The 11,840-nt window shown below is 70.1% G+C and carries 5 protein-coding genes; 4 read left to right on the top strand and 1 reads right to left on the bottom strand.

Translation table 11 applies throughout. The features are described 5' to 3' along the window. Nucleotides 1-136: 136 nt before the first annotated feature. The gene (locus ACWGKQ_RS10770; protein WP_453291531.1) at nt 137-3,202 is read left to right on the top strand and encodes a BTAD domain-containing putative transcriptional regulator; all 3,066 of its coding nucleotides are present in this window, start codon (nt 137-139) and stop codon (nt 3,200-3,202) included. On the opposite strand, the gene ACWGKQ_RS10775 is transcribed toward ACWGKQ_RS10770, so the two are convergent. Continuing rightward, complete coding sequence (locus ACWGKQ_RS10775) at nt 3,173-4,147, bottom strand: catalase family peroxidase (protein WP_453291532.1); 975 nt, start codon at nt 4,145-4,147, stop codon at nt 3,173-3,175. The genes ACWGKQ_RS10770 and ACWGKQ_RS10775 overlap by 30 nt on opposite strands. A gap of 277 nt (nt 4,148-4,424) precedes the next feature. Here ACWGKQ_RS10775 and ACWGKQ_RS10780 point away from each other — a divergent pair, with 277 nt between their 5' ends. The 3 genes from ACWGKQ_RS10780 to ACWGKQ_RS10790 all read left to right on the top strand — a co-directional run bounded on the left by ACWGKQ_RS10780 (nt 4,425) and on the right by ACWGKQ_RS10790 (nt 11,823). Beyond that, nucleotides 4,425-4,991, top strand: a complete 567-nt coding sequence (locus tag ACWGKQ_RS10780; RefSeq protein WP_453291533.1) for a dihydrofolate reductase family protein — start codon at nt 4,425-4,427, stop codon at nt 4,989-4,991. Between the two features lie 160 nt (nt 4,992-5,151). Beyond that, nucleotides 5,152-7,968, top strand: coding sequence for a discoidin domain-containing protein (locus ACWGKQ_RS10785; protein WP_453291534.1), 2,817 nt, complete (start codon nt 5,152-5,154; stop codon nt 7,966-7,968). Nucleotides 7,969-8,262: 294 nt separating this feature from the next. After that, the gene (locus ACWGKQ_RS10790; protein ID WP_453291535.1) at nt 8,263-11,823 is read left to right on the top strand and encodes a choice-of-anchor D domain-containing protein; all 3,561 of its coding nucleotides are present in this window, start codon (nt 8,263-8,265) and stop codon (nt 11,821-11,823) included. Nucleotides 11,824-11,840 lie beyond the last annotated feature (17 nt).

The following is an 11,840-nucleotide window of genomic DNA, read 5'->3' on the forward strand; positions in this document are numbered from 1 at the left end:
CCGGCAGAGTCTAGCCGTCCGAACGGGCTCGTCAGACGGCTGCCGGGAGGCACGGCGGAGCACAAAAGCCGTGGCCGGCCGACCGGAAACCCGTGCGCGGCGCGTCTGGGTTGTGACGTTCGTGCTAAATTCGAACGTGCAATTCAAGATCCTCGGCCCCCTGACGGTGCTGGACTCCGACGGGACCCCGGTCGGTTTCGCGGGATCTCTGGGGCGCGCTCTGGTCGCGCGACTGCTCATGGCCGACGGCCGCTTCGTCGATCGCGGCACCCTGATCGACGACCTGTGGGGCGGGCGGACCGCCAAGAATCCCGTCAACGCTCTCCAGACACAGGTGGCGAGGCTTCGTACCTCGTTCGCTCGCCGGGGCGCGGCGACCTGTGTGGAGACGCTCGGGACCGGCTATCGGATCGTTCTCTCGGAACGGGACCGGCTCGACGTGACCGAGTTCCAGGAAGCCGTGCGTCTCGGGCAGGAGCGGCTTCGCCGCCGGGACCACGGCAGGGCCGAGGAACTGCTGCGCGGCGGGCTGGCACTGTGGCGGGGGAGAGCCTTCGAGGACCTGGCGGGCGGCTTCTTCGACGCGGAACGCGCCCGCCTGGAGGAGCTGCGCCTCACCGCCGCGGAGGATGCCGCAGCCGCGGGTCTGGAGCTGGGCAGAGCGGGGCAACTCGTCCCGGAGCTGACCGGTCTGCTGGGCGCCCATCCCCTGCGGGACAGGCTGCGCGGCCAGTTGATGGTCGCCCTCCACCGATCGGGTCGGCGAACCGACGCCCTGGAGGTCTTCGACGACGGAGCGAAGATCCTGGACGCGGAACTCGGCCTGGCACCCTCTCCCGAGCTCACGGCACTGCGCACCGCCATCAGCTCCCAGGACCCGTCCCTGCCGGGAGAACGACGTACCACGAGCCCTACGACGCACCCCATCCGCGCCGGAAACCTCGTCCGACCCGTCGGCGCGTTCGTGGGACGTCGCACCATGCTGCGCTCACTGCGGCAGCGGATCGGCGGGGAGCGGCTGCTGACCGCGGTGGGCCCGGGCGGTGTGGGCAAGACGCGGCTGCTGCTGGAGGCGCTCGCGGACCTCGGCCAGGACGTGGACGGCGTCTGGTGGACCGACCTGGTGGCCGTCGGGAAGGACGGCGTACCGGCGGCTCTCGTCGCGGCGTTGGGTCTGTCCGAGAGTGCGGTGACGGCGGAACAGCAGCCCCTGGGCCCGCTCCGGCGCACCGTTTCCTGTCTGGCGGAGCGCAAGGCGGTCCTGGCGTTCGACAACTGCGAGCACCTCGTCGAGGAGGTCGCCCCTCTCGTACGGGACCTCCTCGACGCGTGCCCCTCGCTCACCGTCGTCACGACGAGCAGAGAACCGCTGGGCGTGGCCGGCGAGGCCCTGTTCCCGGTGGATCCCATGACCGCGGAGGAGGCCGCGGAGCTCTTCGCCCTGCGGGCCTCGATGCTCGACCAGTCGTGCGACCGGGAAGAGGCGGCGCGCAGCGACGACGTACTGGCCCTGTGCCGCCGCCTCGACGGCCTGCCCCTGGCCGTCGAACTCGCGGCCGCGCACACCCGTGTGCTCTCGGTCCCCGAGATCGCCCGCAGGCTGGACGACCGGTTCTCCCTGCTGGTCAAGGGGGAGCGGACCGCGCCCGCCAGGCACCGGACGCTGCGCGCGGTGCTCGACTGGAGCTACGCGCTGCTCAGCACCTCCGAGCAACTGGTCCTGGGCGAACTCGCGTTGCGCGTCGACGGCTGTTCCCTGGAGGACGCGGAGCGGACCGGACTCGCGGAACCGGGGGAGACGGGCCCCCCGGAGGTCCTCCGCCTCTTGGGCCAACTGGTCGACAAGTCGCTTCTGTTCACCGTGCGCACGAGCGACGGCGGCACGCGGTTCCGGATGCTGGAGACGGTACGGGAGTACGCGTTGGCGAGACTCGCGGCCGACGGCGGGCTGGCCGCGGCCGAGGAACGCTTCGTCGCGTGGACCTCGGGGTTCGTCAGGAAGGGCCACAAAGGAATGCCGTCCGCGGAGCAGGCGCTGTGGTCGCGCCGGGTGTCCGAGGAGTCCGCCAACCTCAGGGCCGCCTCCGAGCTGATGATCCGGAACGGCCGGGCCGGGCAGGCGCTCGTCCTTGAATCGACCCTCGGCTACTTCTGGTACATCCTCGGCCGTGAGGAGGAGGGCATCGACCGGCTGACGCGCACGCTCGACGCCTACGACACGGAACGGCAGGGCGCGGGTCCCGACCGGCCGTTGCCGGCGGAGGAGGAGTGGGCGCTCTGCTATGTGCTCGTGTGGCTGGCCTGGCTGAACCATGTGTGCGGGCGCCATGGGACAGCCCTCCGCTACGAGCGGCGCCACACGGACACCTGGCGAACGGCCCGGAATCCCGACGTGGCGGTCGTCGGCCCGGTGTGGGAGGCCCTGCACGCCCGGCTCTCGGCGGAAGAGGGCTGGGAGGAGCAGTTCGCCGCGGCGGACGAGAGCGTCGCCGGCACGCAGTTCGGCTGGGACCGGGTCGCTCTGCACTACGCCTGGTCGACGTACTGCCTGCACACCGGAGACACCGACGGGGCACGCGAGCACGCGCTCACCGGAATCGAGGTCTCCAAGGACATCGACGACCCCATCACTCTGGCCGTCTGCCTGACGGCCTGCGGGGACGCCGAGGAGAGCGCGGGCAGGCGGGAGGCCGCCGGAGAGCTGTGGGGCGAGGCCGCCGATGTCCTCGAATCGAGGGGCGCCCGTTCCCGGCGGGCCTACCGGGTGCTGCGGCTCGCCTTCCTCGACGTCGGCGAAGGCCGTGTCGAATCGGCCGACCGGCGGCTCGCCGAGGTCGAGATGATCGCCGCCGATCTGGTCTCGTACGACCTCAGGGCCGCGGTGGCGAACCTGCGGGGGCTGGCGCTGGCCGGCCAGCGCCGCCTCGACGAGGCCGAACGGCTGTTCCGCGAGGTGTGGTCCTCGCGGACGGCACCGCGAAGCCGCAGAGCCGTGGCGGGCATCGGCCTCGCCTCGTGCGCGCCCTCGGACCGGGTACTCCGTGCGGTCGACGAACTGCTCGACGGCCTTGCGGACCCGCCGACCCGAGGTGCGGTCGGCCTCCTCCTGGCCGAGGCCGGGCTGCCCGGGCGGGCTCCGCGCGGCCACGTCCTCCATGAACGGCTGGCCCGCTCACCCTCGGTGCTGGCCGCCTTCTCCTAGCAGCCGGTCGTTCTCGTCGCCGCGCCTGCGGACGGACTCGGCGTACGCCCGGGCGCGGAAGGCGAGTACCGGGTCGTCGGAGAGTTCGATGCCGGCCGTGGTCCGGGCGGGGCTGAACGCCTCCGCCGTGGCCCACCTGTCCTGGTCGGCGACCGGTGAAGTCAGCTCCAGGCGACCGGCGTTGATCTCCCGGCGCTCCGCGGGCCAGGCGACGGTGGGATCGTGGGTGGGATCTCCCTCCTCGCCCAGCTGAACCCACAGCGTGAACGCCACCGGCCCCTGCCGCAGCCGCTGGTGGAACTCCTCCGTCAGATAGTCGTGCGCACGGGTCGCCGCCTCGTCCTCGGTCAGGGCCGCCCGGCCCGCGACCGGCTCCCAGCGGTACCGCACCGGCTGCCTGCGGCCCGTCGCGCTGACCCAGACGAAGGCGTGAACGGCCCAGTACGCGGTCGTTCCGTAGCTCACCGGTATGGGAGGACGCTGGGTGATCGGCCCGGCGAGATGCGGATGGTCCGCGATGAACGCCTGCACCCTGGCCGGGTCCGGAGCGTGCGTCGAAGGATCCGGTCGCAGCGCTCCGGTCAGCTGCAGGAACTCCTGCGGTGTCGAGGCGACGAAGAGCGGGACAGTGATCGCGAGCAGATCCGTGTCGCCGCCGCTCGCCGGACGGAACCGCACCGCCATGCCCCGCGTGACCGGGGCGCCGTCGGGGACCTGCGGATTCCCCTCGGAGTTCGAGAACCGCACCGTGACGGGGACCGGATCGTGCCGGAGATGCACGGCCTCGGTGTACGCGGCCGCCTCCCCCGTGGGGACGAAGGCCCCCTCGAAGCACACCCCCCGCGCACTGGAGCGACGGTGTCCGGGAAAGACGCCCCCGCTCATTCCTTCCATGCTGTCGACCACGTCAGCGGCGGCTGGCGGAAGGTCGGTCCTGTGCACCATGTCGTTCCTCTACTTCTTGCGGCAGACCTGGAAATCCCTACGGCGGTCACTGTCGGGACGGCTGCTTGCCGACCGCTTTCGCGGCGCTGCCCCGCTTCACCCGGCCGGGACAGCACCGCGACAGCGTGCTCGTCCGAGGCGGGAGTGAGGGAGGTGGAGCGAGGGAGGTGGGAGTGAGGGACGTGTCGATCGGTGGGGCTCCCGTTCGACGCTCGGGTAGAAGCACGGCCGGCCAGCAGTGGATCGCCGGCCGCACCGGACGTCCCCAGGAGAGACCATGCAGATCCGCGCCCGTATGAGCATGAGTGCCGATGGCTACGTGACCACACCGAACGGCTGGCCCGCCCTGACTGCCGACCCCGCGTTCGTCTCCGGCGAGAGCCACGGAATCCGGGAGTTCCTCGAAGGCTGCGAGGCGGCGCTGATGGGCCGCACCACCTTCGAGCCCGCGCTGACCAACAACCGCTGGCCATGGCCCGACCTCGACGTGTTCGTCCTCGGCTCGCACCGTCCGGACGGCACCCCCGAGCACGTCACGACCGACAGTGACCCGGTGCGGCTGCTGGACAGGCTCCGCTCCGCCAACCGGGGCGGCGACGTCCATCTCATCGGGGGCCCGCGGACGATCGGGACGTTCCACGCCCTCGGCGCACTCGACACCCTCGAACTGGTCGTACTGCCGATGCTGTTCGGCGACGGGATGCGGCTGACCCCCATGCTCGGTCCGGACACCGGTCTGACCTTCCGGCGAGAGCGTGCCCTCCCCGGCGGTTCAGTGGAGATCGTCTACTCCTGCCGGGGCAGCCGTGCCGAGCTTCTCAGCAGGCCCGCCGGTCAACGCTGATCGCACTGAAGGGCGTCGAATCGTAGATTTGCGGAGTTCGGCAAGAAACTTGCAGAACCCTGCGCGATTAATTCTTTCCTTCGTTGGAATCTAGCGGGCTGTATGCGGGCTCTGTACGGTCGGGGCGCCGGATCTCCCGTACTCCTCGAAGGAGGACCACATGCCGACGATCCCCAGACCCCGGCGACTGGCGATGGCCGCCGTCGCCGCGGTCGGTGCGATGTGCGTGGCCGTCTTACCGGCCGCCGCCGTGCAGCAGGCGCCGCCGTCCAAGACGCTCCGGACCGGGCCGACGGCCGCCGCTCACCCTCGGGCGCAGGCGGCGGGCGCGGCGACGCCGTTCTCGGTCTACGAGGCCGAGGCGGGAACGCCCGGCGGGGGAGCGGCCGTACGGTCGCTGACCTCGGCGCCGACGACGCAGTACTCCAGCGCCGCGCTGGAGGCTTCGGGCCACTCCTACGTCCATCTGGACGGCACGGGCCAGTCGGTGCAGTGGACGAACACCACCGGGCAGCCGATCTCCTTCCTCAACGTCCGCGCCAGCATCCCGGATTCGGCGTCCGGCGGCGGTGTCACGGGGACGCTGGACCTGTACGTCGACGGGGTGTTCCGGCAGGCGCTGAACCTCAACTCGCGGCAGAGCTGGGTCTACGAGGGCAACGGCAACTACAACACGAGCGACAACCAGAACCCGGCCGACGGCGACCCGAGGGTCTTCTGGGACGAGTCGCACACCTTCGTCACCGGCTCCCCGATCCCGGCCGGCGCCACGTTCTCGCTGCGCAAGGACTCCGGCAACAGCGCGTCCTTCTACGACGTGGACTCCGTCGACGTGGAGAACCCGCCGGCACCGCTGACCCAGCCGGCGAACTCGATCTCGATCACGAGCTGCGGCGCGGTGGCGGACGACACCCCGACCAACGGCGCGGCCGACAGCCAGGCGGTGGACAGCCGGGCCGCCATCCAGAACTGCATCGACCAGGCCCAGTCGCAGGGCAGGATCCTGTGGATCCCCCAGGGCACCTTCTACGTGAAGGGCACCGAGGGGCTGAACGCGCAGGGGATCACCATCGCGGGCGCGGGCCTGTGGTACAGCACGGTCTACCGTGACGTCCCGGTCCCCAACAGCACACCGCTGGCAGCCCTGTTCGACCTGACCTCGTGCACCGTACGGAACTTCCACATCGACGCCAACGCCGTCAGCCGCAGCACCATCGGCGGGGACGGCGGCGCGATGGACACCACCGGCACCGACTGGCTGGCCGACGGCATCTGGACCCAGCACACCATGTCGGGCTTCTGGGCCTCCGGCACCGGGGGAAAGGTGCAGAACAGCCGGCTGACGTCCGTCTGGGCCGACGGGATCAACGTCAACAACGTGTCGCTGGGCGCGGACACCGGGAACGACCTGACGGTCACGAACAACTTCGTCCGCGGCACCGGGGACGACGCGATCGCCATCAACTCGGTGAACTACAACACCAACAGCGACGGCTCCAAGACCTACTACCACCCGATGACCGATGTCACCGTCAGTGACAACACCTCGATCGCGCCGTGGGGCGGCAAGGGCGTCGGGATCTACGGGGGCAGCGGCCACCAGGTCAGGGACAACCACATCAGCGACACGGCCCGCTACATCGGTCTCGGCGCCGGGCGATTCGGCGTCAACGGCAGCGACCTGCTGTCCGCGACCGTGACCGGCAACACCGTGGTCCGCTCCGGCGGCAACGCCTACAGCCAGGGCCAGCCCGCCCTGCACATCGGCAACGGCGGCGACGGACAGAACACCGGCACCGTCGACAAGGTCACGGTCACCGGCAACACCGTCACCGACTCCCTCTACGACGGGATCGGCTTCTCCACCTCCACCAACACCCTGCTGCAGGACAACACAGTGCGCGATCCCGGCCGCAACGGCATCGCGATCTCGCCGCCGTTCTACCCCGCGCCCACCGGTTCCGCGACCATCACCGGCAACACGGTCAGCGGGCTGCCCTCCGGCGCCTCCGCCTTCGTCGACAACTCCACCGGGTTCGTCGCGACGCTGAGTGACAACCACTGGCCGCCGGCCGCTCCCGAGGGCCCCTACGGCGGCACCCCGGCCGCCGTGCCCGGCACGGTCCAGGCGGAGGACTACGACACCGGCGGCCAGGGCGTGGCCTACAACGTCACCTCCGTCAACGGCAACGCCAACGCCTACCGCGCCGACGGCGTCGACCTGGACAACACCGCGGACACCGGCGGCGGTTACAACCTGGGCTGGACCGGCGGCGGACAGTGGTTCCGGTACACCGTGGACGTCGCCACGGCCGGCACCTACACCCTCGGCCTGCGCGTCGCGGCCCCGTCCGCGGTGACCGGCGCGCTGCACCTGTCGGACGCCGCCGGCACCGATCTCACCGGAGCCGTCGACCTGCCCGCCACCGGCGACTGGCAGACCTGGGCCACCGTGACCACCCGGGTGACCCTGCCCGCCGGACGGCAGACCCTGACACTCGATCAGGACAGCGGCGGCTGGAACATCAACTACCTCGTCTTCGCCGCGACGACCGACACCAACGGGACGAATCTCGCCGCCGGCAGGCCCACCGGCGAGTCCAGCCACACCGACGTCTACCCGTCGTCCAACGTGACGGACGGCAACCAGAGCACCTACTGGGAGAGCGCCAACAACGCGTTTCCGCAGTGGGTCCAGGTCGACCTGGGCGCGGCCCGGAGCGCCTCCCGCGTGGTCCTGCAACTGCCCGCCGCCTGGGGCGCCCGCACCCAGACCCTGACCCTCGGCGGCAGCACCGACGGCACCGCCTTCACCACCCTGAAGTCCTCGGCCTCCTACACCTTCGACCCGGGCACCGGGAACACCGTCACACTCACCTTCCCCGCCACCACCCAGCGCTACTACCGGGTCACCATCACCGCCAACAACGGCTGGCCCGCGGGCCAGGTGTCCGAGTTCCAGATCTGGACCACCTGACCCCGCCCTCCCCACGGTGCCGCCGGACTCCCCGTCCGGCGGCACTGTCATGTGCACGTTCCGGTGCTGGACCGGGCCTCAAGGTGCCGCATTAGATCTTGCGGGCTACATTTTTATTGTTGCAATGTTCTGTCTAGTTCTTGCGCGACCTTGTCGATGACATTACGGTCCCCCTCGCGTCATCAGCACCCCCCTGCCTTCCCCCTGCCTCCCGTCTCCCCGTGCGCCACGTCCCTCCCCCTCTGGCGGTGTCAGCAGGGCATTTCCGGCATGTCCTGATGAAAGGAGTGGTAAGTGATCCATTCCATCCGAGATCTGAGACGAGCCCTCGTCTGGGCGGTCAGTACCGCGATGGTGGCCGCCGTCGGCATCGTCGTTCTGGCCGTGCAGCCCGCCTGGGCGGCGGCCGCCGCCACCGGCGGCAGCGGCGCGAGCCTGCCGTACGTCGAGGTGCAGGCGGAGAACTCCGCCACCAACGGCACGGACATCGGCCCGAGTTACACCCAGGGCCAGCTGGCCGACGAGGCGTCGTACCGCAAGGCGACGACCCTCCAGGGCACCGGCGAATACGTCACGTTCACCACGCCGGTGGCGACCAACTCGATCAACTTCCGCTACAGCATCCCCGACACCTCGGGCGGCTCGGTCTACACCGCCGCGCTGTCGCTGTACGTCAACGGCGTCAAGCAGCCCGACTTCACCCTGACCAACGCCTACAGCTGGTACTACGGCAGCTACCCCTTCACCAACACCCCGGGCAGCAACCCGCACCACTTCTACGACGAGGCCCACCGCCTCTTCTCCACCACCTATCCGGCGGGCACGACCTTCAAGCTGCAGATCGACTCGGGGGACACCGCCTCCTCGTACACGATCGACTTCGCCGACTTCGAGCAGGTCGGCGCCGCCCTGACCGCGCCCTCGGGTTCGGTGTCGGTGACCAGCAAGGGCGCCGACTCCACCGGTGCGACCGACGCGACCAGCGCCTTCAACGCCGCGATCAGCGCGGCCGGCCCCGGCGGCACCGTGTGGATCCCGCCGGGCACGTACAACATCCCCGGCCACATCAGCGTCAACAACGTCACGATCGCCGGCGCCGGCATGTGGTACTCCACCGTCACCGGCACGGCCCCCGGCTTCTACGGCAATTCCGCACCCTCGGCCAGTACCGGCGTGCACCTGCAGAACTTCGCGATCTTCGGCGATGTGCAGGAGCGCAACGACAGCGCCCAGGTCAACGGTATCGGCGGCGCGCTGAGCAACTCGACCGTCGCCAACCTGTGGATCGACCACATGAAGGTCGGCGCCTGGATGGACGGCCCGATGGACGGGCTGACGTTCAGCGGCATGCGCATCCGGGACACCACCGCGGACGGCATCAACTTCCACGGCGCCGTCACCAACTCGAAGGTCACCAACAGCGACATCCGCAACACCGGCGACGACGGCATCGCCACCTGGGCGGACTCCGCCATCGGCGCCGACGCCAACGACACGATCTCCAACAACACCGTGTCCCTGCAGATCCTCGCCAACGGCATCGCGATCTACGGCGGCCACGACAACACCGTCAGCGGCAACCGGGTGGTGGACTCCGGCATCACCCAGGGCGGCGGCATCCACGTGGGGCAGCGCTTCACCTCGACGCCGGTCGGCACCACCACCATCTCCGACAACACCATGGTCCGGGACGGCAGCCTCGACCCGAACTGGCAGTTCGGCGTGGGCGCGTTGTGGTTCGACGGCAGCCAGGGCGCGATCACCGGCCCGGTCAACGTGACCAACGCGCTGATCCAGCAGAGCCCGTACGAAGCGATCCAGTGGGTCGAGGGCACCATCAGCGGCGTCAACCTCAACAACGTGACCATCGCCGGCACCGGAACCTTCGCCCTCCAGGAACAGACCGGCGGCGCGGCCAAGTTCACCAACGTCACCGCCACCGGCGTCGGTTACTCCTCCCCGGTGTACAGCTGCTCGGGCGGCAACTTCGTCGTCACCGACGGCGGCGGCAACTCCGGTATCAGCGGCACGCCGTACTGCGGAGGGTGGCCGGCCCCGGTCTTCCCGCCCTACCCGTCCGAGGGCGTGACCGCCACTCCCGGCGCGCTCAACTTCGGTTCGGTCCCGACCGGTTCGACGAGCGACGCCCAGACCGTGACGGTCTCCAACCCGACCGGCACCGCCGCGTCCGTCTCCTCGATCTCCACCAGCGGCGACTACTCCCAGACCAACACCTGCGGCTCGTCGATCGCGGCGAACGGCTCGTGCACCGTCAGCGTGAAGTTCGCGCCGACCGCCACCGGCAGCCGTAACGGCGCCCTGACCGTCAACGCCGGCGGGGTCACCAACACGGTCAGCCTCTCCGGTACCGGCACCGCGCCCGGCCCGGTCCTGACCACCGACCCGGCGAGCCTCGCCTTCGCCGCCACGGTGGTCGGCTCCTCGGCCGACACGCAGACGGTGAAGGTGACGAACTCGGGCACCACATCGGCGACCGTCTCGGGCGTCACGGCGACCGGTGACTTCAGCCAGACCAACAACTGCGCCACCCTCGCGGTCGGTGCCTCCTGCACGGTCACCGTCGGGTTCAAGCCCACCACGGGCGGCTCGCGTTCCGGCAACCTGACCGTCACCAGCAACGCCAACAACAGCCCCACCGTCGTCGCCCTGTCCGGCAGCGGCATCGACAGCACCACCGACATCGCCGCCGGGCGGCCGGCGACGGCCAGTTCGAGCAACAGCCCGTACGTCGCCTCGAACCTCACCGACCCGGACGCCTCGACGTACTGGGAGGGCACGAACGGTTCGTTCCCGCAGTGGGCCCAGGTCGACCTCGGCCAGAACTACAGCGTCGGCAAGGTCGTGCTCAAGCTCCCGCCGGCGACGGCGTGGTCGGCCCGCACCCAGACGCTGTCGGTGCAGGGGTCCACGGACGGCTCCAGCTTCTCCACGATCAAGGCATCGGCCGGGTACACCTTCGACCCGAACTCCAACGGCAACACGGCGACCATCACGTTCAGCGCCGCCACCGCGAGATACGTGCGGGTGAACATCACCGCCAACACCGGGTGGAACGCCGCCCAGTTGTCCGACTTCGAGGTGTTCCCCAGCACCGGCGGCTCCTCGCCGGCGACCCTGTCGGCCAACCCGACCTCGCTGTCGTATCCCACCCAGGCGCTCAACACCGCCAGCAGCGCGCAGACGGTCACGGTGACCAACACCGGAACCGCCGCCGCGACCGTCTCCGGTATCACCGTCACGGGCGACTTCTCCCAGACCAACAACTGCGGGACGTCGATCGCGGCGAACGCCTCCTGCACGGTGGCCGTCACGTTCACGCCCACCGCGTCCGGCACCCGCGCCGGTGATCTCAGTATCGCCAGCAACGCGTCGAACGGCACGACCACGGTCGCGCTGACCGGCACCGGAGCCGGCACGGTGAGCAGGAACCTGGCGGCGGGCGCGGCCACCACCGAGTCCAGCCACACCGACGTCTACCCGTCGTCCAACGTCACGGACGGCAACCAGGGCACCTACTGGGAGAGCGCCAACAACGCCTTCCCGCAATGGGTCCAGGCCGACCTCGGTTCCGCGCAGAGCGCGAGCCGCGTCGTCCTCCAGCTCCCCGCGACCTGGGGCGCCCGCACCCAGACGCTGTCCCTGTCGGGCAGCACGGACGGCTCCAACTTCTCGACGATCAAGCCGTCGGCCACGTACACCTTCGATCCCACCACCAACAACACGGTCACCATCACGTTCACCGCGACCACTCAGCGGTACTTCCGCGTGAACGTCACGGCGAACAACGGCTGGCCGGCCGGTCAGATCTCCGAGTTCCAGGTCTGGAACACCTGATCCGATCCGCCTGATGG

The sequence above is a fragment of the Streptomyces sp. NPDC054770 genome (assembly GCF_053611985.1).

Excerpts from the sequence above, each read along its gene's own strand:
- ACWGKQ_RS10775 (WP_453291532.1), bottom strand. The coding sequence starts at position 4,147 with ATGGTGCACAGGACCGACCTTCCGCCAGCCGCCGCTGACGTGGTCGAC.
- ACWGKQ_RS10780 (WP_453291533.1), top strand. The coding sequence starts at position 4,425 with ATGCAGATCCGCGCCCGTATGAGCATGAGTGCCGATGGCTACGTGACC.
- ACWGKQ_RS10785 (WP_453291534.1), top strand. The coding sequence starts at position 5,152 with ATGCCGACGATCCCCAGACCCCGGCGACTGGCGATGGCCGCCGTCGCC.